21 protein-coding genes are annotated in these 19834 nt (G+C 64.5%); 7 read left to right on the top strand and 14 right to left on the bottom strand.

Annotation, left to right across the window (positions count from 1 at the left end; genetic code table 11):
- Window positions 1-24 precede the first annotated feature (24 nt).
- Window positions 25-1041, bottom strand: a complete 1017-nt coding sequence (locus PG899_RS13855; protein ID WP_124251899.1) for an SGNH/GDSL hydrolase family protein — start codon at window positions 1039-1041, stop codon at window positions 25-27.
- Between the two features lie 237 nt (window positions 1042-1278).
- Between PG899_RS13855 and PG899_RS13850 the strand changes: the two genes are divergently transcribed.
- Window positions 1279-1659, top strand: a complete 381-nt coding sequence (locus tag PG899_RS13850) for a YgiW/YdeI family stress tolerance OB fold protein (RefSeq protein WP_011707500.1) — start codon at window positions 1279-1281, stop codon at window positions 1657-1659.
- 67 nt (window positions 1660-1726) lie between these two features.
- Here the strand turns inward: PG899_RS13850 and mltC are convergent, their stop codons facing one another.
- The 5 genes from mltC to exeA all read right to left on the bottom strand — a co-directional run bounded on the left by mltC (window position 1727) and on the right by exeA (window position 6787).
- Window positions 1727-2827, bottom strand: coding sequence for a membrane-bound lytic murein transglycosylase MltC (gene mltC / locus PG899_RS13845; protein WP_005305423.1), 1101 nt, complete (start codon window positions 2825-2827; stop codon window positions 1727-1729).
- A 93-nt stretch (window positions 2828-2920) separates the two neighbouring features.
- Window positions 2921-3193 carry an oxidative damage protection protein gene (locus tag PG899_RS13840; protein WP_005305420.1) on the bottom strand — a complete coding sequence of 91 codons (273 nt, stop codon included), beginning with the start codon at window positions 3191-3193 and terminating at the stop codon, window positions 2921-2923.
- Between the two features lie 8 nt (window positions 3194-3201).
- Window positions 3202-4263 (bottom strand): A/G-specific adenine glycosylase, encoded by a 1062-nt coding sequence (gene mutY, locus PG899_RS13835; protein ID WP_077095200.1) that lies wholly within the window; start codon window positions 4261-4263, stop codon window positions 3202-3204.
- 197 nt (window positions 4264-4460) lie between these two features.
- Window positions 4461-5141, bottom strand: a complete 681-nt coding sequence (gene exeB, locus PG899_RS13830; RefSeq protein WP_077095199.1) for a GspB family T2SS assembly factor variant ExeB — start codon at window positions 5139-5141, stop codon at window positions 4461-4463.
- Complete coding sequence (gene exeA / locus PG899_RS13825) at window positions 5141-6787, bottom strand: type II secretion system protein ExeA (RefSeq protein WP_179101292.1); 1647 nt, start codon at window positions 6785-6787, stop codon at window positions 5141-5143. Before exeA ends, exeB begins: the two co-directional genes overlap by 1 nt.
- A gap of 272 nt (window positions 6788-7059) precedes the next feature.
- Here exeA and PG899_RS13820 point away from each other — a divergent pair, with 272 nt between their 5' ends.
- A complete protein-coding gene (locus tag PG899_RS13820; protein ID WP_016352105.1) occupies window positions 7060-8298 on the top strand; it encodes a multifunctional CCA addition/repair protein in 1239 nt (412 codons plus the stop codon).
- Window positions 8299-8381: 83 nt separating this feature from the next.
- On the opposite strand, the gene PG899_RS13815 is transcribed toward PG899_RS13820, so the two are convergent.
- The 4 genes from PG899_RS13815 to PG899_RS13800 form a co-directional block, all read right to left on the bottom strand.
- A complete protein-coding gene (locus tag PG899_RS13815; protein WP_077095198.1) occupies window positions 8382-9260 on the bottom strand; it encodes a hypothetical protein in 879 nt (292 codons plus the stop codon).
- Window positions 9261-9336: 76 nt separating this feature from the next.
- Window positions 9337-10251: a hypothetical protein gene (locus PG899_RS13810; RefSeq protein WP_077095197.1), complete on the bottom strand. Its 915-nt coding sequence runs from the start codon at window positions 10249-10251 to the stop codon at window positions 9337-9339.
- A gap of 96 nt (window positions 10252-10347) precedes the next feature.
- Window positions 10348-11037 carry an LrgB family protein gene (locus tag PG899_RS13805; protein WP_077095196.1) on the bottom strand — a complete coding sequence of 230 codons (690 nt, stop codon included), beginning with the start codon at window positions 11035-11037 and terminating at the stop codon, window positions 10348-10350.
- Window positions 11030-11431: a CidA/LrgA family protein gene (locus PG899_RS13800; protein ID WP_041216456.1), complete on the bottom strand. Its 402-nt coding sequence runs from the start codon at window positions 11429-11431 to the stop codon at window positions 11030-11032. The genes PG899_RS13805 and PG899_RS13800 overlap by 8 nt, the downstream gene beginning before the upstream one ends.
- A gap of 127 nt (window positions 11432-11558) precedes the next feature.
- On the opposite strand from PG899_RS13800, the gene PG899_RS13795 reads away from it, so the two are divergent.
- Window positions 11559-12452, top strand: a complete 894-nt coding sequence (locus PG899_RS13795; protein WP_077095195.1) for a LysR family transcriptional regulator — start codon at window positions 11559-11561, stop codon at window positions 12450-12452.
- Window positions 12453-12467: 15 nt separating this feature from the next.
- Here the strand turns inward: PG899_RS13795 and pdxR are convergent, their stop codons facing one another.
- Window positions 12468-13835, bottom strand: coding sequence for a MocR-like pyridoxine biosynthesis transcription factor PdxR (gene pdxR / locus PG899_RS13790; protein ID WP_190283794.1), 1368 nt, complete (start codon window positions 13833-13835; stop codon window positions 12468-12470).
- Between the two features lie 128 nt (window positions 13836-13963).
- On the opposite strand from pdxR, the gene PG899_RS13785 reads away from it, so the two are divergent.
- The 4 genes from PG899_RS13785 (at window position 13964) to PG899_RS13770 (ending at window position 17084) form a co-directional block, all read left to right on the top strand.
- Window positions 13964-14431 (top strand): OsmC family protein, encoded by a 468-nt coding sequence (locus PG899_RS13785; RefSeq protein ID WP_077095193.1) that lies wholly within the window; start codon window positions 13964-13966, stop codon window positions 14429-14431.
- Between the two features lie 17 nt (window positions 14432-14448).
- Window positions 14449-14886 carry a rhodanese-like domain-containing protein gene (locus PG899_RS13780; RefSeq protein ID WP_077095192.1) on the top strand — a complete coding sequence of 146 codons (438 nt, stop codon included), beginning with the start codon at window positions 14449-14451 and terminating at the stop codon, window positions 14884-14886.
- Window positions 14876-15598, top strand: coding sequence for a GNAT family N-acetyltransferase (locus PG899_RS13775; RefSeq protein ID WP_077095191.1), 723 nt, complete (start codon window positions 14876-14878; stop codon window positions 15596-15598). The genes PG899_RS13780 and PG899_RS13775 overlap by 11 nt, the downstream gene beginning before the upstream one ends.
- Before the next feature lie 223 nt (window positions 15599-15821).
- The gene (locus PG899_RS13770; RefSeq protein ID WP_077095190.1) at window positions 15822-17084 is read left to right on the top strand and encodes a DUF1479 domain-containing protein; all 1263 of its coding nucleotides are present in this window, start codon (window positions 15822-15824) and stop codon (window positions 17082-17084) included.
- A gap of 48 nt (window positions 17085-17132) precedes the next feature.
- Here PG899_RS13770 and ybaK read toward each other — a convergent pair whose 3' ends face one another.
- From ybaK to PG899_RS13755, 3 genes are all read right to left on the bottom strand, one after another.
- Window positions 17133-17594, bottom strand: coding sequence for a Cys-tRNA(Pro) deacylase (gene ybaK / locus PG899_RS13765; RefSeq protein WP_011707484.1), 462 nt, complete (start codon window positions 17592-17594; stop codon window positions 17133-17135).
- Between the two features lie 146 nt (window positions 17595-17740).
- A complete protein-coding gene (locus PG899_RS13760; protein WP_016352095.1) occupies window positions 17741-19006 on the bottom strand; it encodes an inorganic phosphate transporter in 1266 nt (421 codons plus the stop codon).
- Between the two features lie 23 nt (window positions 19007-19029).
- Window positions 19030-19710 carry a TIGR00153 family protein gene (locus tag PG899_RS13755; RefSeq protein ID WP_005305357.1) on the bottom strand — a complete coding sequence of 227 codons (681 nt, stop codon included), beginning with the start codon at window positions 19708-19710 and terminating at the stop codon, window positions 19030-19032.
- Between the last annotated feature and the right edge of the window lie 124 nt (window positions 19711-19834).

Below are 19834 nucleotides of genomic sequence, written 5' to 3'. Positions count from 1 at the left end.
CCGACTGTCGTCGGCCCTTTTTCATCAGTGGGCGAGGAACTCGTATTGAGCCTCGATGAAGGCACCAGCCCGCTCGCTCAGGGCGGCGTGCACGACGGTGGTGGGGTGCACCTGATCCCAGAACATCTTGCCTTCGCAGTCGAGGGTGCTGGCGCTGCGCCGCACCATGGGGCTGGCAACGGCCTGGGCCAGCAGCGGGTTGCCGGCGATGGCGAGCCGCTCCTGCGGGTTGAAGGCGGAGAGGCTGCTGTCGCTGGCGACGCTGGCTGCACTGCGGGAGGCAAACGGCTTCCATACATAGCCGCCGCCGTAGCAGGCGTTCTCGGTGTCGCTCAGACCGAAGTTCTGCGGTTCGCGCAGCATCTCGGCGAACTGCTTGTCGATCTCGAACAGCTTGACGATGCCGGTGGGGGCCAGCTGGCGTGCCAGGTTCAGCAGCAGCTGGTTGTGGTAGGCGGAGACATGGCTGGCCGCCTCGACCACCTTCTGGCTGCGGGCGGAGGGGTTTTGGCCCAGATCCGGCAGGTTGAACAACAGAATCTGCTTGGCGCCGTTCAAGACCATGCGGTTGGCTGCATCGCTGATGGCGTCGCGCACCCGCTTGGCATCCTGTTCGGTGTTCCAGCCATAGGCCAGGTAATCGTTGGCGCCGACCCAGAGGATCACCAGATCATCGGGCTTGAAGCTGTCCTTTTGCAGGAACTGGGTCACCTCGTAATCCAGGTTGTTGATGACCTGATACTTGGGATTCCAGGAGATCTTGTTGTAGGCCACCGCGGTGGCGCCCCCTTCCGCCTCGTTGGCGATGGTCAGCCCCGGGAACTGCCGGGTCAGCTGCTCCAGCCAGACCGGCCCGTTGGAGAAGCGGCCCTGATAGTAGGGGGGGCTGGAGGGGAGGTAACCGCGCATCTTGCTGTACATCTTGCCGGTATCGGAGAGGCTGTCGCCAAACATCACGATCCGGGAGAAGGCGGGGCGACTGTCGGCTGCCTGAACTGTCAGCGCGAAGAGTCCCAATAAACACACAAACCATTTCTTCATCTTGTTGTTCTCATTGGTTGGAAGCAGGTGGTGCCTGCAGACTGTTCCTCGATAGGCAAAGGTGCTGGGAAGCTGTTTTGCCATCTTGCAGGGTATCTAGCCGAATTTAATTTCGCAGTATGCGATATGGATTAAATCGATTACGGTCACACCGCTGTCCCCCAGATGGGGAGGCTTCACGTTTGTTTCACGCACCGGCCGGCACACTGCTCCCGTACCCAATGACAGGAGCATGAAATGAACAAGGCAAGCGTAATCGGTCTGTTGACCCTGATGTCCATCTCTTCTTTCGCCATGGCGGCCTATACCGGCCCGCAGGAGCAGAACAAGGTGTCCGTCGCGCAGTTGAAGGATCTGGCCGATGACAGCTGGGCCACCCTGGAAGGGAAGCTGGTCAAGCACCTGGGCGGCGAGAACTACATGTTCCGCGACGCCAGTGGCGAGGTGGAAGTGGAAGTGGATCAGGATGTGTGGCGCGGCACCGAGGTGGGCCCGGACGATCTGATCCGCATCCGTGGCGAGGTGGACCACAGCTGGAACAAGACCGAAGTGGAGGTGGAGAGCCTGGAGAAGGTGGGCGCCGCCCCGCAGAGCAAGGGCGGTTTCATCGCCAAGTAAGGCCTGAACCCCTACGCCAGACGTAACAAGGGCGCCTCCATGAGGCGCCCTTTTGCTGTTGGTCTGCTTAGCCGGTGCGGGCCAGCGTGCGCTTGAAGCCCTTCTCGGCCTGATTGACCTTGTAGAGATAGCGTCTGGCTTCCGCCTTGGGGTGCTGCTCGGTCAGGATCTGGTACACCGCCTCGGGCGAGAGCTGGTTGATCATGCCGGGCGCCGCCTTGCGGTCGCTGGAGAAGGTATTGAGCACCCCGCCGGCGCCGCCGTTGTAGGCGGAGATGACGGCGTAGCGGCGCGAGCGCGGATCCTGGATATCCACCAGATAGACAGTCTGCAGCAGGTGCAGGTAGGCGGTCCCGACGTCGATGTTGTAGGCCGGGTTGAACAGGTCCTCCCGGGTCGGCTGGCCGCTCTTGCCTTTGACCCGCACGTAGACGTCCCGTCCGGCGGTGGCCGGGATCACCTGCATCAGGCCGTAGGCGTTGGCATGGCTGACCGCATAGGGGTTGAAGCTGCTCTCGGTCTTGATCACCGCGTAGATCAGGCTCTCCGCCACCCCGTACTTGCGGGAGGCTTCCCGGATCAGGCTGGCGTACTTGTAGCCCCGTCGATCCTCGTGGTTGGCCACCATGGGGATGTCGACGAAGAAGATGGTGCGAATGCCCAGGGTGCGCTTCTTCATCGCCGTGTTGAGCAGGTAGTCGGCATAGCGCTCGGCGCGCCAGTCGAAGCGGATCGGCTGGCCCTGGTTGTCCAGCACCTGGCCGTAAAGGAAAGGCTCGCCGCCGGGCAGGATCTCGGCGTCGGAGTAAAGATCCACTTCCGCCGGATCGTCCGGGGTAAGCAGGGTCTCGATGATGGCGCGGCGCAGGTGGGAGCGCGGGTCGATGCCGGAGACGGTCTCGACCATGATGTGGCCGCTGGAGAAGTCGATGTGGGCCCGGCTCTTGTACTGATCCGTGTATTTGACGTAGTCAAACTTGCCCGCAAACAGCGCCTCACGCCCCCATATCTCGTTCACGTTGTGGGAGAGCGCGCTGATCATGTGTTCGAAACCGCGGATGTCCTTGCCGTTGACGAGATCGTCATCCTCGTTGCCATTGGGCTTGGGGGAGGATGAGCAGGCAGAGAGAAACAGCAGGGTGCACAGCAGCCAGAAAATTCGGCCCATAGAGTCCTCAAACTGGGCGGCGGGCCGCCCGTCACTTCCGTCGTTGCCGTGAGTCGACGGGGCCGGCCTGCGCAGGCCAGCCCCGTTCACGGATTATTTGCTGGGCGGGGTATAACCGTCGATGGCCACTTCACCCGCTTCGAACAGGTAGTTCACCATCTCTTTCTCCAGCAGCTGGCGATGCTCGAGGTTCATCATGTTCAACTTCTTCTCGTTGATCAGCATCACCTGCTTCTTCTGCCACTCGGTCCAGGCTTCCTTGCTGATGTTGTCAAAAATGCGCTTGCCGAGTTCACCGGGGTAGAGCTGGAAATCGAGACCCGGGCCCTCTTTTTTCAGGCGCTGGCAAAATACGGTACGGCTCATGTTGACCTCTATGGTTGTAAGTCCGGATAGGCGAGCAGACGGGCCGTGGCGGCTGCCAGACCCACCTCTGCAGGATGGCGTAAGTTATACCAGAGTCGGTTATCCGCTTCCATGAGCAGGGGGGCCGGCGGTGCGTCGGTTTCGAGCAGCATGGGCCGGATATCGAGGTGAAAGTGGCTGAAAGTATGGCGAAAACCGGCCAGTTCACGGGGTTCGCTGCCGGTCAGGCCGAGCTGCTGCAACAGCCCTGCCACTTCGGCGTCCGACTCCACCTGGGGGAAGCAGTAGAGCCCGCCCCAGATCCCTTGCGGTGGCCGCTTCTCCAGTAGCAGCTGATCGCCGTGGCGGATGAGCAGCATGATGCCGGTACGGGCCGGGATGCTCTTCTTGGGCTTGCTGTTGGGGTAGGCGGTGGGGTTGCCCTGCGACAGCCCCTGGCAATCCTCCCGCACCGGGCAGCGCTCGCAAGCGGGCTTGCTGCGGGTGCAGACGGTGGCCCCCATGTCCATCATGGCCTGGTTGTAGTGGGCCACCCCGAGCTTGGGGGTGAGGCGGGTGGCCAGCTCCCACAGATCGTTCTCTACCTGCTTCTGGCCGGGCCAGCCGGGCAGGGCCAGCCAGCGGGTGAGTACCCGCTTCACATTGCCATCCAGAATGGCGTGGGGCTGGCCAAGGGAGAGGGAGAGCACGGCGCCCGCGGTGGAGCGGCCGATCCCCGGCAGCGCCATCACCTCCTCCAGCCGCTCCGGGAAGAGGCCGTCATGGAGGTCGCGGATCTGCTGGGCCGCCTTGTGCAGGTTGCGGGCGCGGGCGTAATAGCCGAGCCCGGTCCAGTGGTGCAGCACCTCGTCGATGGGGGCGTCGGCCAGCGCCAGCACGTCGGGAAAGCGGGCCATGAAGCGCTGATAGTAGGGAATAACCGTAGCGACCTGGGTCTGCTGCAGCATGATTTCCGAGACCCAGACTCGGTAGGGGGTCTTCTCCTGTTGCCAGGGCAGGGTCTTGCGGCCGTGGAGCTGATACCAGTCCAGGATCCTGGTGGCGAAGGTCGCGTTATCTGAGTTGTTCACATTATGCTCATGTTATTGATTTAAAACTAAATTGACTAACGTGTAGCGGTCTTGGCGCTGATACCAGTGCAACGCCCGGTTGGCGAAGGTGGTGTTGTTCGGATTGCTCACGTTGTTCTCATGTTATTGATTAAAAAGGGGAGCTCTCAGGCTCCCTCTTGAAATGGTGGCCAGTCTCGGGCTGGCAGGGGCGCGCTTCAGCCGCGCCAGTCCTGCAGCGCCTTGAGGCTGACGTTCTGGCCGCCCACCTGCAGGATGATGTAATCCTGGGCGATGGCGAGCAGGGTGACGCCGGGGGCGACCTCGCTGCCTTCCCGGTAGGTGCGCCCGTTCAGGGTCACGGCCCGGTTGGCCGGGTTGGAGGAGAAGACGTGGGCGCCGTAGGCCAGCGGTGGCACCTGCTGGCGGAGCGCCTGCGGCAGGGCGCTGAGCGGCGTGGCCTGCAGCTCTTCCGGCACCTGTGGTGGCGCGCTCTGCTGCAACGGGGTGCTGTTGAGGGCATTGAGAATGCGCTCGGCCAGCCCCTGGCTGCTGTCGGCGGGTGCCGGTGCGGGCTGGGCATCGGTTTTGGGGATGACCACGGGTTCGGGCGGCGGCGGTGGCAGCGGACGGGTGATCATCGGCTTGGGCTCGACTCGCACGAAGGGCGGCGTCACCACCTCCTTCACCTCCACCGTCTTCTCGATGGGGCGGTTGTTGAGCAGGTGCCAGCCGTAGTTGGCGGCGGCCCCCATCACCAGCGCCAGCGGGGCCAGCAGCCACCAGATCCAGCGCCTGGGTTGTTCCTCTTCCTGGCTGACCGGCAGCCCCATCGCCGGGATGTGCGGGGTGAACTGGGGCTGGTCGGCCCGCCGCAGCGCCTTGAGCAGGGTGGACATCAGGAAGCCTCCTCCGACAGTGTGTTGATGGCATCGTCATCCTCGGCCGGGTCCAGCCTGGCTGGCTTGCTGGCCCGCTGGGCAGGGTCTTCCAGCTTCGGCATGGGTTCGCCAGCCATCACGTTGAGACGCAGCAGGGTGTTGCTGCCGGCGATGCCGTCCGGGTTCAGCCCCTGGGCACGCTGGAACTGCTGCAGCTTGGTCTTGAGCTCGGCATCGAAGCGGCGGACCTTGCGATCCGGCTGCTGCAGGGCCCGGCTGAGGGCGTTGTCGAGCCACTGCACCTGGCTGGGGCCGGCGTTGTTGCCGATCAGGGTGACACCCCCCTTGGGCATGCGCCACAGCAGGGTGTAGCTGCCACCCCAGTAATCGCTCAGCCACTGTCTGTCCACCTGCCAGCTCTGGTTGCCGATGAGCAGGTTGGCCTTGTCGGGGCCGAGGTTGACCAGGGTGGCGTAATAGGTACCGCCGGTCTCGTCGGTCAGGCTGACAAGGGCGGGATACTGCAGGGCCTGCAGATCGGCCAGAGAAGCCTCGCCCTCCTGGCAGCGTAGGCCGGCGCGCGGCGCGTTGTCGCAGGTCGCCTCTTCCAGCTCGGTCTGGTAGCCCCACACCTTGTAGAGATTCTGCATGGCGCTGTCCGGTTCCAGCGCCTGATTGATGGCGCGGGTCAGCTGCTCCTGCTGCTCCGGGGTGTCGTCCACCTTGACCGGCACCTCCACCGTGACCACCGGGCGGGTCGGGAAGAAACCGAAGAACTGCCAGCCCCACCAGCCGGTGGCCACCAGCAAGGCGCCGACCAGTGCCACCATCAAGCCGGACTGCCAGGTGCCCTCGTCACGGATGCCGCTCACCTCGAAGGCCGCCAGGCTGATGTCACCGTGGACTATCTTGTGGCTGCCGCGGGCGAAGGCGGCGATCAGGGCGCGGTCGCAGATGAGGTTGATGAGGCGCGGGATGCCGCCGGAGAGGCGGTGCAGGGTCTGGATAGCTTTGGGGGTGAAGATGGGTTGCACGCAACCGGCCACCTGCAGGCGAAAGCGGACATAGGCGTCCACGTCCTGGCAAGAGAGCGGCAGCAGGTGGTAGCGGGCGGTGATGCGCTGGGCCAGCTGGCGCAGCAGGGGCTGGCGCAGCATCTGCTGCAGCTCGGGCTGGCCGATGAGCACTACCTGCAGCAGCTTCTTCTCGTCGGTCTCCAGGTTGGTGAGCAGGCGCAGCTGTTCCAGCACGCCGGGCAGCAGGTGCTGGGCTTCGTCCACCAGCACCACGCTGCGCTTGCCCGCAGCCAGATTGGCCAACAGGTGATCGCGAATGAGGTCGAACAGCTGCTTGAGGCCGGCCTCCTGGCCATAGGCCAGCTGGAACTCGTCGCAGATGGCCGCCAGCAGATCTCGTTCGGTCAGGGATGGATTGAGGATGTAGGCGATCTCGGTCTCGGCCGGCAACTGCTGCAACAGGCAGCGGGAGACGGTGGTCTTGCCGGTGCCCACTTCCCCGGTCAGCAGCACGAAGCCGCCCCCATCCTGCAACCCGTAGTTGAGGTGGGCGAGGGCTTCCCCGTGGCGTTCACTCATGTAGAGGTATTTGGGATTGGGCGAGATGGAGAACGGGTGCTCCGACAGACCGAAGAACTGTGTGTACATAAGGATCCATTCCGTTGTTATGGGCGGCAGGTTAAAGCCTCCCCAAAGGGATGTCAAAGACCCGGATGCCATAAGGGGGGCCAGCGCGCACCCTGATTTGCCGGCGGGAGAAAGGGCGCTGCCGGGTTGGCTGGCGAGGCTGCTGGCGAGGGGCGTTTTGCCTCTCATGGGGCCGTCGTCGGCTCGTTCCCGCCGACGGGGGATGGGGGCAGCCATAGTCTCCACCGGCCAAACCGGTATAATCGGGACAGGTTTATCAAGGGAGACACAGCTTGCAGACTTATCTGGTTGGGGGCGCGGTACGGGATCGCCTGCTGGGATTGCCGCAGGGCGACAGGGATCACCTGGTGGTCGGGGCGACCGTGGAACAGATGCTGGCGCTGGGCTTTACCCAGGTGGGCCGCGATTTTCCCGTGTTTCTGCACCCCAAGACCCAGCAGGAGTATGCGCTGGCCCGCACCGAGCGCAAGCAGGGCCGGGGATATACCGGCTTCGTCTGCCACGCCTCGCCGGAGGTGACGCTGGAGCAGGATCTGCTGCGCCGGGATCTCACCGTCAACGCCATCGCCGAGGATGAGGCGGGGCAACTGCACGATCCCTATGGTGGCATCGAGGATCTGAAACAACGGCTGCTGCGCCACGTCTCCCCCGCCTTTGCCGAAGATCCGCTGCGCATTTTGCGGGTGGCCCGCTTCGCCGCCCGTTTCCACGCCCAGGGTTTCGTGGTGGCCCCCGAGACGCTGGCGCTGATGCGCGAGATGACCGAGGCCGGCGAACTGGCTCACCTGACCCCGGAGCGGGTCTGGAAGGAGCTGGAGAAGGTGCTGCTGGGACCGACCCCGCAGGTGTTCTTCGAGGTGCTGCGCGAGTGCGGCGCCCTAGCGGCGCTGTTCCCCGAGCTGGATGCCCTGTTCGGGGTGCCTGCCCCCGCCAAATGGCACCCGGAGATCGATACCGGCATCCACACCATGATGGTGCTGGCACAGGCCTGCCGGCTTTCGCCCGAACTGGCGGTGCGCTTCGCGGCGCTGTGTCACGACTTTGGCAAGGGGCTGACCCCGCCGGAGTTCTGGCCGAGCCACCACGGCCACGGCCAGAAGGGCTTGCCGCTGATCCGCGATTTCTGCGAGCGGTTCCGGGTACCGAACGAGTGCCGCGATCTGGCGCTGCTGGTGAGCGACCTGCACACCCATATCCACATCGCCTTCGAGCTCAAGCCGGCGACCCTGCTCAAGGTGTTCGACAAGGCCGATGCCTGGCGCAGGCCGGAGCGCTTCGCCCAGTTGCTGGACGCCTGCCGGGCCGATTTCCACGGCCGTACCGGCTTCGAGGAGCGGGTCTATGCCGAGCCCGACTATGTGGCGCAGGCACTGGCGGCGGCCCAGGCCGTGCCGGTGAAGGAGATAGTGGCGGCCGGGTTCAAGGGGGAGGCTATTCGCGAGCAGCTGGCCAAGCGGCGGCTCGACGCCATCAGCCGGGTGCGCGACGAGTGGACCTTCCTCGAGGATTGACGAGGTGTGGAGACGAGGCATGGATAAAAAAGCCCGGGTCACTGACCCGGGCTTTTTTATTGCGGCGTCTGCACGGCAGGCGGCTATTCACCTGGGCCGAAGCGCCCCTGTACGGGGTCGTAGTAGTAAGCCTCATAGTTGAAATCGATCCCCTCGATGTAGGGATTCTCCAGCCGGAACAGCCGGCGGGTATGGAGGTGAGCGAAGCTCAGCGAGGGTTTGAAGGTCTTGAGCCAGAGCGCCTGCAGGGAGCCGTCGCGCCAGGCGGCCTTGAGCCCCTGCTGCACCCGGGTGATGGCCTGTTGGTTGCTGTTGTGGGTGAAGAAGACCCTGGGCAGCGGATAGTAGAGCGCCACGTTCTCATCCATCACCAGCCCGGGGACATCCCTATGGTTCAGTTTCTCCTGGGGCAACTCGTTGATCCCGCGGCAGAAGAGTGCGAAACGGCCGCGCGCCACCATCTTGAACAACTGCTCGTAGCCTTCCACCTCCTGCACCTTGAAACCGGCCCGCTGCAGGATCTGCACGTCGAGCCAGCCCTTGCCCTGACCGATGTCGAAGCGCTTGAGTCCCTCCAGGCTGGTCACTCCGGCGACGGCGCTCTGCTGCTCGGGGCTGACGAAGCAGATGCGGTAGCTGACGATGCCGAGGTGGATGGGAAAGCGCACGTAGTCGATGCCGTTCATGTCCCGATCGGAGCGGTAGCTGTCCATGGCGAACAGGTTGGGGTAGTCATTGAAGCGCAGGCTGACCCACATCCGGGCCAGGGTCATGGGGGGCGCGGCCTGCATCCGGTAGTCGCCGTGGCTGGCGCGGGTCTTCTCCAGTGCCAGGCGCAGCAGCTCTCGATCATAGGTGCTTCTGGGATCGTGCTCGCTCTCCGGACTCATGTAGGTGAACAGGGTCGGGCTGGCCAGCACGGGCAGGGACAGCAGCAGGGCGAGCAGCGGGGTCCAGTGCATCATGAGCTCCTGTGAAAAGCTGAGACTCCTCTGAGTGTAGTGGCTCTCCCCAGCTGCGGGCGGGGAGCAGCCGGAGTCACTGCTTGCCGCTGGCCGGCTCGCCGGGCCCGAAGCGCTGGGTGAGGGGATCGTAAAGGTAGGGCTGGTAATCGAAGTCGAGCCCTTGCAGCAAGGGGTTGTCCAGCCTGAACAGCAGCCGCTGGTCCAGCCTGGCGAAATCCAGCGCCGGCTTGAAGGTCTTGAGCCAGAGCGCCTGCAGGGAGCCGTCCTGCCAGGCCAGTTGCAGGCCGGCCCGGACCCGGCGCAGGGCGTGTTGGTTATCCTTGTGGCTGTAGAAGAGGTGGATGAAGGGGTAGTAGAGCGCCAGATGCTGGTCGACCGTCAATTTTTCCAGATCCCGGTGCGTATCCAGCTCTGTCAGCAGCTCATTGGCTCCCCGGCAGAACAGATCCACCCGGCCGCGCACCACCAGCTTGAACAGCCGCTCGTACCCCTCCACCTCCTGTACCTTGAAACCGGCCCTGCGCAGTATCTCGGCATCCTGCCAGCCGCGGCCCTGGCCATGGCTGAACTGCTGCAGCTCGTGCAGGGTTCGGACTTGGGCCACGGCTTGCTGCTGTTTGGGGCTGACGAAGCAGATGCGATAGCCGAGGATGCCGAGATCCACCGGAAAGCGGACATAGTCGAGGTCGTGGCTGCCCTCCGGGCGCGGGAAGCTGTCGATGGCCAGCAGGTTGGGGTAGAGGTTGTACTGCAGCACCTGACGCAGCCGGGTTCGGCTCATGGGGGGGGCCGGTCGCAGCTCGTAGTCGCCGAAGCTGTCGCGGGTCTTTTCCAGCGCCAGTTGCAGCAGCTGCTGGCCGTAGAGGGTGCGCAGGTCCCGCTCACTCTCGGGGCTGACGTGGGTCACTATGTCCAGGGCCGGCAGAAGGGGGGAGAAGAACAGGCTGCCGGCCAGCAGCCCGAGGATCATCACTCTGTGGTTCATCATACCGCTCACTGCTGTCACATTGAGTTGAGTGTAGCGGCTGTGGTGCCAAGGCTGGGGTCCTGGGCCCGGGAAACCCGGCTTTTACCGACGAGTTGGTTACCAGAACAGCTGGCCGAGCAGGGGGGCCAGCAGCACGGTCACCATGCCGGCGATCATCATCACCATGCTGGAGACCACCCCCTCCTCGTTGCCCATCTGATAGGCCTTGGCGGTGCCAGCGCCGTGGGCCGAGGCACCAAACCCTGCCCCCTTGCCGAGTCGGCTGCGAATGGCCAGCAGGGTGAGCACACTCTCGCCGACTGCCATGCCGATGACGCCAGTCAGCACCACGAACAGCGCGGTGAGATCGGTCTGGCCGCCAATGGCGCGGGTCGCCTCCACCGCAAACGGGGTGGTGATGGAGCGCATCGCCAGACTGCGCTGCAGCATGTCGGAGAGATTGAGCCAGCGGGCCAGCAGCACGGTACTGCCCACCGCCATCACCACCGAGGCGACCACCCCCACCGACAGCGACAGCCAGTGGCGGCGAATGAGCTGGCGGTTCTCGTAGACCGGCACCGCGAAGGCGACGGTGGCCGGCCCCAGCAGCCACAGCAGCCAGTGGGATTCGGCCATGTAGTCCTGATAGGGGATGTGGAACAGCATCACTACCGCCACCAGCAGGGTGGGGGCCAGCAGCAGCGGCATCAGGGGCAGGATGCGCTTCTTGCCGTAGAGCCACTTGCTGGCGTAGTAGAACAGCAGGGTGAGGGCGAAGCAGAGCAGGCCGAGCAGGGTATCAGACATGACGACGACTCCGGCGGGCCAGTTTCAACTCGAGGCGATAGACCCGGTCCACCACCAGCGCCGTGGTGCCGAGCACCAGTATGGTGCTGAGCAGCAGCACCACCATGATGCGCCACCCCTCCTGCAGCAGCAGATCCTGATAGTTGACCACCGCCACCACCGCCGGCACGAAGAACAGCAGCATCTCGGCCAGCAGCCAGCGGGCGCCGGCGCTGAACCAGCGGGTCTTGACCACGCCGAGCAGGATCAAGGCCAGCAGGGCCAGCATGCCGGTGAGGTTGGCAGGCAGCGGCAGATGGAAGGTACGTACCGCCAGATCGGCCAGCAGCCAGATGGCGGCCAGCAGGGCGATTTGGAAGGGGGTCTGGAACCAGCGAATGCAGAGGGCTTTCATGATCTAGGTCTTTCTGTGAACTTGCTCACAGTATAGAGAGAGGCCAAACCTGCAAAAAATGAATTTAAATTATCAAAATCATGCCAAAGAGGCATGATCAGGTTTTGCCGTCCGCCAGGAGAGAGCCATGGACATCCGCGCCCTGCGTTACTTTGTCGAACTGGTGCGGGAACAGAGCTTCACCCGCGCTTCCGAGAAACTGTTCGTCACCCAGCCCACCATCAGCAAGATGATCCGCAACATGGAGGAGGAGCTGGGTCAGCCCCTGCTGAGCCGCGCGGGGCGCCGCTTCACCCTGACCGACAGCGGCCGGGTGCTGTTCAACCGGGCCCAGACCATCCTGGCCGAGATGCAGCAGCTGGAGGCGGAGCTCGCCGATCTGCAGAGTCTGCAATTCGGCCGGCTGGCGCTCGGCATTCCGCCCATGGTGGGCCACGTCTATGCCGATCTGATCCGCGCCTACCGCAGTCGCTACCCCAAGGTCGAGCTCTCCATCGTCGAGTACGGCGGCCGGCGCATCGAGCAGGCGGTGCTGGAAGGGGAGCTGGATCTCGCCATCACCATGCTGCCGACCAAAGAGGGGGGCGCCCTCAGTGCGCTGGAGCTGGACCAGTACCCGATCCAGGTGGTGCTGCCCGACCTGCCGCGCTGGCGCGATAGCTCTGAAATCCGGCTGGAGGCGCTCTGCGACGAGCCCTTCCTGCTCTACACCCAGGCCTTCACCCTGAGCGAGCGGCTGGAGCAGGCGTGCCGAGCGGCCGGCTTCGAGCCCCAGGTGGCGGCACGCAGCAGCCAGTGGGACTTTCTCACCGCCATGGTGCGCAGCGGCATGGGGGTCGCCTTTCTGCCCGACCCCATCTGCCGGCGGCTGGCGCCGGACGGCCTGGTGTTGCGACCGCTGGTGCCCGAGCTGAGCTGGCGGCTCGGGGTGATCTGGCCGAGCGAACGCTACCTCTCCCGCACCGCCGAGGCCTGGCTGGCGCTCTGCCGCGAGCAGGGGCAAACCGGCTCCCAAGGCTGAGTGGACGGGCCGCCTTCAGCGGGCGGCCAGCAGGCTGCCCAGCTGGCGGCAGAGACGGCGCAGGGCCTGGTTGTCGAGGGAGGCAAAGCCGAGCAGCCACCCCTCCTGCGTCGGCGGGGCCAGGTAGAACTGGCCGAGGGGGCGCAGCCCCAGCCCCTGTGCGTTGGCGGCCTCTGTCCAGCGCGCCTCGCCGCCGGGGGGCAGCCGCACGGCGCACTGCAGGCCGGCCCCGCTGTGGATGGGGGTAAGGGCGGGGCAGTGGTTGGCCAGCTCGGCCAGCAGCAGGTCGCGGCGGCTCTGGTAGACCAGCCGGCTCTGGCGCAGGTGGGTGGCGAAGTGGCCGGCGCGGATGAAGTCGGCGGTCACCGCCTGCAGCAGCTGGTTGCTGTGGCCATCGACCGCGGCCCGGGCCCGACAGAAGGACTCCATCAGCGGCCTGGGCAGCACCAGGTAGGCGAGGCGCAGCGAGCCGAACAACACCTTGCTGAAGGTGCCCACGTAGAGCACCCGTCCCTGACCATCCAGCCCCTGCAGGGCGGGGAGCGGCCGCTGATCGTACTGGTACTCGCCGTCGTAGTCGTCTTCCAGGATCCAGGCGCCGTGCCGCTCGGCCTCGGCCAGCAGCGCCATCCGCCGCGGCAGGCTCATGGGCACGCCGAGCGGATACTGGTGGGCGGGCGTGGTGTAGATGAGCCGCGGTGCCGGGTGTGCCCCCTGCGGGTTGAGCCCCTCTTCATCCACCGGCACCGGGTGCACCCGGGCGCCGGCACTCTCCATGGCGGTGCGGGCCCCGGGGTAGCCGGGATCCTCCACCCAGACGGTATCGCCGGCATCGATCAGCAGCTGGGTCGCCAGCAGGATCCCCTGCTGGGAGCTGGTGAGGATCAGGATCTGGTCCGGCTCGCATACCACGCCGCGCGATTGCACCAGATAGCTGCTGATGGCGCCGCGCAGCGCCTCCAGCCCCTGCGGCTCCCCGTAATTCATCCAGTCACCGGCGTGCCGGCGCCACTGCTGCTGCATCAACCGGCCCCACAGGGTCTGCGGGAAGAGGCGGGGATCCGGCTGGCTGGAGGCAAAGGAGCGGCCCACCTCGGGCACGTCGTGACAGGCGCCGCTGTCGGCCATCTCCTGACCTCGGCGCGACAGACCGGCCCCCACCTTGCGCACCAGATAGCCCTCTGCCTCCAGCCGGCCATAGGCCAGCTCCACCGTGCTGCGGGAGACCCCCAGATCGGCGGCCAGCATGCGGCTGGCGGGCAGCCGGCTGTGCTGGGGCAGGTGGCCGGCCAGCATGGCCGAGCGCAGGGTGCGGACCAGCTGTTCGTGCAGCGGCAGATCGCTGGCTTGCTGGGTGGCAAACAGGGTGGGCAGGGCAGGCATGGGGATCTCCCGGGCGCTAATTGGTCTGCTCATATTGGCAAAATTGGTCGGCGTGGCAAGGCCATTATGTCGCTACATTGAGGCTCAAGGTTCGGGATTCACAACTATTGGCAATGAAAGGAGTCTGCATGTCGGAGTACAGCGCCACCATCAGCTGGCAGCGCGGGGCCAGCGAGCCCTTCGTTGATCAAGGTTACAGCCGGGCCCACTGGTGGGAGTTCGACGGCGGCGTCAGGGTGCCCGCCTCCTCGTCTCCCCACGTGGTGTCGCTGCCCTGGTCGGTGGCCGAGAACGTCGACCCGGAAGAGGCCTTCGTCGCGGCGATCTCCAGCTGCCACATGCTCACCTTTCTCTGGCTGGCGGCCAGGGCGGGCTACCTGGTGGAGAGCTACCGGGACGAGGCGGTGGGCATCATGGAAGCCAATGCCCGCGGTCGTCAGGCCATCACCCGGGTCACCCTGCAGCCGCTGGCGCAGTTCGGCGGTGAACGGCAGCCGGATCTGGCCGCGCTGGAGCAGTTGCACCATCAGGCACACGAGGAGTGTTTCATCGCCAACTCGGTCACCACCGACATCACCACCCGGATCCGGGTTTGAGTACAAGGAGCGTCACTATGAGTCATGTATTGAGCAGCGGGCTGGCCAGTGCCGAACAAGCCCGCCTCTTCTTCGAGGCCCAGCTGGCCTTGCGCACTGATCCGGCGGATCTGGCCGCCGATCTGCTGGCCGGTGAAGAGCGGATCGTCGTCATCGACACCCGCTCTGCCGGTCACTATGCCGAGGGACACATCCCTGGTGCCATCAGCTTCCCCCACGCCACCATGAACCCGGCCACCACGGCCGCGCTGGCGCGGGACAAGGTCTATGTCTGCTATTGCGACGGCATCGGTTGCAACGGCTCGACCCGGGGTGCCTACAAGCTGGCGGCGCTCGGTTTTCAGGTCAAGGAGCTGATCGGTGGGCTGCACTGGTGGCGGCAGGACGGCTTTGCCGTCGCCACCGGTAGCGAACCGGGCGTGCTGCAAACGGGAGGGATTGCCTGTGGCTGCTGACATCCATCTGAATGAGTTCGGCCAGCCGGTCGGTGCGCCGCTGCCCGACTGGCGGGGCGCCGAGTTCCCGCCCCGTCGCCCCCTCAACGGCTGGGGTTGCCGGCTGGCGCCGCTGGATCCTGAGCGTCATGGCCCCGGCCTGTGGCAGGCCTTCAGCGCCGACAGCGGGGCCATGTGGACCTACCTGACCACAGGCCCTTACGCAACAGAGGCTGACATGCTGGTCTGGCTGCGAGAGTGCGCCGCCAAGAGCGACCCCCAGTTCTACACCATCTTCGACGAGCATGGTGAACAGCCGCTGGGGCTGGCCAGCTACCTGCGCATCGACCCTCTGGCCGGCAGCATCGAGGTGGGCTGGCTGCACTTTTCCCCCGCCTTGCAGCGCTCGCGGTTGGCGACGGCGGCGATGGCGCTGATGATGGCCAATGCTTTTGCCCTCGGCTATCGGCGTTACGAATGGAAGTGCAATGCCTTCAACCAGCCCTCCTGGCAAGCGGCGTTGCGCCTTGGTTTCAGCTACGAGGGGACCTTTCGCCAGAGCCGGGTGGACAAGGGGCGCACGCGCGATACCGCCTGGTTCTCGGTGATCGACAGTGAGTGGCCGGCGCTGCAGGCCTGCTTTGCGCGCTGGCTGGCGCCTGACAACTTCGATGCGCAGGGGCACCAGCGCCTGCGCCTCTCGACCCTCACGGCCGCCTTGCGCGGCGCTTGAATAAACCAGGGCGGCCATGGCCGCCCTGTTGTTTTTGCCGTCTTGTCTGCTCTCTGCTGATCTCCCTTCGCTTCTCTCTCTGCACTGCTTCTTCGCTGCGTCTTCACTGCCCGGGTGCGGAGAAGATTGTATTAACATTTTTTTAATGTATCTTGTTTTTGAAATTATATGTTGTTTCGAACGAAAGTTTTTGCTGGCTTTCGTCCATTATCCAGGAGGCAAGATGAGCGTCACCCATACCCAGTTGCCCGCCGATCACAAGGCGGCCATCCGTCAGATGAAACAAGCCCTGCGCGCACAACTCGGCGACGTGGAGGCGGTCTTTGCCGAGGTCAGCCGCCGCATCGAGGCGCGGGTGGCCGAGGTGGAAGCGTTGCGAGCCCGTGGTGAGCCGGTGTGGCCAGAACTGGATTACCAGGCGCTGGCGGCGGGCCAGGTCGGCGAGGCCGAGCGTGCAGCCATACGGCGGCGCGGCTGCCTGGTGATCCGCGGGCACTTTGCACGGGAACGGGCGCTGGCCTGGGATCGCGACATGCTCGACTACCTGGATCTCAACCGTTTTGATGAGCTGTATCGCGGTCCCGGCGACAGTTTCTTCGGCTCCCTTGCCGCGTCGCGCCCCGAGATCTATCCCATCTACTGGTCACGGGCCCAGATGGAGGCGCGCCAGAGCGACGAGATGGCGACCGTGCAGTCGTTCCTGAACCGCCTGTGGCAGTTCGAGCGACCGGATGGGATACCCTGGTTCGACCCGGACGTGAGCATCATCTATCCCGATCGTATTCGCCGCCGTCCGCCCGGCACTAGTTCTCGCGGGCTGGGGGCCCATACCGACTCGGGGGCCCTCGAGCGCTGGTTGCTGCCGGCCTACCAGCAGGTGTTCGCACCGATTTTCCGGGGGGACATAGCCGCCTACGATCCCTGGGATGCGGCCCATCGCACCGAGGTCGAGGAGTACAGTGTGGAGAACACCACCAAGTGCTCGGTATTTCGTACCTTCCAGGGGTGGACGGCGCTCTCCGACATGTTGCCGGGGCAGGGGTTGCTGCACGTGGTGCCGATCCCCGAGGCGATGGCCTACGTGCTGCTGCGGCCGCTGCAGCCGGACGTGCCGGAAGATGAGTTGTGCGGTGTCGCGCCGGGCAAGGTGCTGCCGGTCTCCGAGACCTGGCATCCGCTGTTGCTGCGGGCGATGAGCTCGATCCCGGCGGTGACCGCAGGGGATTCGGTCTGGTGGCACTGCGACCTGATCCACGGCGTGGCGCCGGTGGAGCAGCAGCAGGGGTGGGGCAACGTCATGTATATTCCGGCGGCGCCCCGCTGCGAGAAGAACCTGGCCTATGCGCGCCTGGTGCGGCAGGCATTGGAGCAGGGGGCTTCGCCTGGCGACTTCCCCCGCGAAGATTACGAGGCCGACTGGCAGGGGCGCTTCACCCTGGCCGATCTGAACGACCATGGCCGCCGCGCACTGGGCATGCTCCCGTAAACGAGAGTGGCCGGGCGGGCCTGCGCAGTGGCAGGTCCGCTCACGCCTCTATTCCCCGATGGGGGCGGCGATCCACTGCATCAGGCGCAGCATGTCAGCAGGCGCCACCCCCACCGAGAGGCCGCGCTTGCCACCGCTCACCAGGATCTCGTCAAACTGCATGGCCGAGTCGTCGAGCACGGTGGGCAAGAGCTTCTTCTGGGCCAGCGGGCTGATGCCACCGACCTTGTAGCCGGTCAGCTTCTCCGCCTCCGCCGGCTTCATCATCTCCACCTTCTTGAGACCGGTGGCCTTGGCCAGCTGCTTGAGGCTGCACAGGCCGGACGAGGGGACGATGGCCACCACCGCCTGCTTGTCGTGATGGGCGATCAGGGTCTTGAACACCTGGGCCTCCGGCAGGCCGAGCTGGGTCGCGGCATGCTTGCCGAAGTCGTCGTGGGCTTCGCACTCGTAGGGGTAGAGCTTGTGGGGGATCTTGAGCTTCTTCAGCAGGTTGATGGCTGGCGTCATGATGGGTGCCTTGAGTCGAAACAAGGCCAAACAGTCTGCGCCTGTGGGGCGGGTGATGCAAGTTGCTCGCGTCCCCAAGGTGCGGATGAGCGTGCCGAGATAAAAAAGCCCGGGTCAATGACCCGGGCTTTTCATTGCAGCGCGCCTCAGGAGAAGCAGATCTGCAGCACGTAGAAGATGGCGATGGCCAGGATGGCGCCAGCGGGCAGGGTGATGACCCAGGAGACCACGATGTTGCGCAGCACACCCAGGTTCAGCGCCGCGATGCCGCGCGCCAGACCCACGCCCATGACCGCACCGACCAGGGTCTGGGTGGTGGAGATGGGCAGACCGGTGCCGGAGGCGATCACCACGGTGGCGGCGGTGGCCAGCTGGGCGGCGAAGCCACGGCTCGGGGTCAGGTGGGTGATGCCGGTACCGACGGTGGCCATCACCTTCTCGCCCATGGTGGCCAGACCGATGACGATGCCGATGCCGCCGAGCGGCAGGATCCACCAAGCGATGTGGGAGCTGCCGCCGATCTCGCCGCCGGCCGCCACGATGGAGGCGACCGCGGAGAGCGGGCCGATGGCGTTGGCCACGTCGTTGGAGCCGTGGGCAAAGGCCATGGCACAGGCGGTGATGATCATCAGGATGCCGAATACCTTCTCCACGTTGGCGAAGTGCATCTTGCTGTCATCCTGTGGGTTGTACTGCTGGCCACGAATGTAGAGCCAGCCGGCAAACGCCACCGCGATGGAGATGGCGATGGAGAGCAGGATGCCTTCGCCGTCGGTCAGGTGCAGACCGACGTGGGTCAGCCCCTTCTTGATGGTCACCAGACAGATCACCAGCGCAGTCAGGAACATGTAGAAGGGTACGTAGCGCTTGGCGTTGTTGAGGGGATCATCGGTGTTGAAGATGAGCTTCTGCACGCTGATGAACATGAAGTAGGCGATGACGCCCGAGATGGCCGGGGTGATGATCCAGGAGCCGACGATGCCGCCGAACTTGCTCCACTGTACCGCTTCCGGGCCAATGCTCACCACGGCGAAACCGACGATGGCACCGATGATGGAGTGGGTGGTGGAGACGGGCCAGCCGAAGTAGGAGGCCAGGATCAACCAGGCGCCGGCGGCCAGCAGGGAGGCGATCATGCCGAGCACCAGCAGATCCGGCGTATCGGCAAAGGCGTTGCTGTCGATGATGCCGTTGCGGATGGTCGCGGTCACTTCGCCGCCGGCCAGATATGCACCGGCAAACTCGAAGATCATGGCGATGATGATGGCCTGACGGATGGTCAGGGATTTGGTGCCGACCGACGTGCCCATGGCGTTGGCAACGTCATTCGCGCCAATACCCCAGGCCATCAAAAAGCCGAACAAGGCCGCCACGAGCACCAGGGTGGTGCCGTAATTCGCGATAATGTCCATTTAGTGTTTACCCAGTCAGTCGATTACGAACGAGCCAGCATCAGTTCCAGACGGGCGCCAACGCGCTCGGCCTGATCTGCCAGGTCACCTACCCATTCGAGGATCTTGTAGAGGAACATAACGTCGATCGGATTGTATTTCTGCTCAACGGCTTGCAGCTGTTGGCGCAGCCCGATCTGCATGGTGTCAGTATCGTCCTCGATAAGATCCAGCTGGTGGATCATCTCGGCAACCATTTCAACTTCACGTCCTTTAAAGCCGGTTTCGAGCAGCTCATCGAGTTCTCCGATGGCTTTCTCGGCTTGGGCGGTCGCATCGATACAGCGTTTGAGATAGGCCATGAAATCGGCACGCATCTCGGAAGGAAATTCCATTTTGCGGCCAAGCATGCGGCCGGAAATATCCTTGGCACGGTTGGCAATCTTGTCCTGCTGGGTCAGCAGTTCGAGCAGGTCGGTACGGGCAACCGGCAGGAACAGACCGCGAGGCAGCTTCAGACGAATTTCACGCTTGAGGATGTCCGCTTCTTTTTCCAGCTGGGCAATCTGCTGCCGGATCTTCTCGGCATCTTCCCAACGGTCTTCGGCAACGGCATCAAAGAAGGGGACCAACTGCTGGGAGCACTGGTGAACCTTGACGATATGCTTCTGCAGCGGCTTGATGGGGGACTTGGCAAAAAGCCCCAAAATAGTATTTACTGGCATGGCCAAACCTGTGTCGGTGAAAAAACACTCGATACGATTTTATGAGGGGCGCATGGTAACCGAACTGCGCCATCAATAAAACCGTGAATTAATCCTGATGTATCGCAGGCATTATATCCTCGCG

It is taken from the genome of Aeromonas sp. QDB39, from assembly GCF_027707585.1.
Lineage (GTDB): Bacteria > Pseudomonadota > Gammaproteobacteria > Enterobacterales > Aeromonadaceae > Aeromonas > Aeromonas hydrophila.
This window is presented reverse-complemented; position numbering and strand designations above follow the sequence as displayed.

Coding starts and splice junctions, on each gene's coding strand:
- PG899_RS13855 (WP_124251899.1), bottom strand. CDS start 1,041: ATGAAGAAATGGTTTGTGTGTTTATTGGGACTCTTCGCGCTGACAGTT.
- PG899_RS13850 (WP_011707500.1), top strand. CDS start 1,279: ATGAACAAGGCAAGCGTAATCGGTCTGTTGACCCTGATGTCCATCTCT.
- mltC (WP_005305423.1), bottom strand. CDS start 2,827: ATGGGCCGAATTTTCTGGCTGCTGTGCACCCTGCTGTTTCTCTCTGCC.
- PG899_RS13840 (WP_005305420.1), bottom strand. CDS start 3,193: ATGAGCCGTACCGTATTTTGCCAGCGCCTGAAAAAAGAGGGCCCGGGT.
- exeB (WP_077095199.1), bottom strand. CDS start 5,141: ATGTCCACCCTGCTCAAGGCGCTGCGGCGGGCCGACCAGCCCCAGTTC.
- exeA (WP_179101292.1), bottom strand. CDS start 6,787: ATGTACACACAGTTCTTCGGTCTGTCGGAGCACCCGTTCTCCATCTCG.
- PG899_RS13815 (WP_077095198.1), bottom strand. CDS start 9,260: ATGCACTGGACCCCGCTGCTCGCCCTGCTGCTGTCCCTGCCCGTGCTG.
- PG899_RS13810 (WP_077095197.1), bottom strand. CDS start 10,251: ATGATGAACCACAGAGTGATGATCCTCGGGCTGCTGGCCGGCAGCCTG.
- PG899_RS13805 (WP_077095196.1), bottom strand. CDS start 11,037: ATGTCTGATACCCTGCTCGGCCTGCTCTGCTTCGCCCTCACCCTGCTG.
- PG899_RS13800 (WP_041216456.1), bottom strand. CDS start 11,431: ATGAAAGCCCTCTGCATTCGCTGGTTCCAGACCCCCTTCCAAATCGCC.
- PG899_RS13795 (WP_077095195.1), top strand. CDS start 11,559: ATGGACATCCGCGCCCTGCGTTACTTTGTCGAACTGGTGCGGGAACAG.
- pdxR (WP_190283794.1), bottom strand. CDS start 13,835: ATGCCTGCCCTGCCCACCCTGTTTGCCACCCAGCAAGCCAGCGATCTG.
- PG899_RS13785 (WP_077095193.1), top strand. CDS start 13,964: ATGTCGGAGTACAGCGCCACCATCAGCTGGCAGCGCGGGGCCAGCGAG.
- PG899_RS13780 (WP_077095192.1), top strand. CDS start 14,449: ATGAGTCATGTATTGAGCAGCGGGCTGGCCAGTGCCGAACAAGCCCGC.
- PG899_RS13770 (WP_077095190.1), top strand. CDS start 15,822: ATGAGCGTCACCCATACCCAGTTGCCCGCCGATCACAAGGCGGCCATC.
- ybaK (WP_011707484.1), bottom strand. CDS start 17,594: ATGACGCCAGCCATCAACCTGCTGAAGAAGCTCAAGATCCCCCACAAG.
- PG899_RS13760 (WP_016352095.1), bottom strand. CDS start 19,006: ATGGACATTATCGCGAATTACGGCACCACCCTGGTGCTCGTGGCGGCC.
- PG899_RS13755 (WP_005305357.1), bottom strand. CDS start 19,710: ATGCCAGTAAATACTATTTTGGGGCTTTTTGCCAAGTCCCCCATCAAG.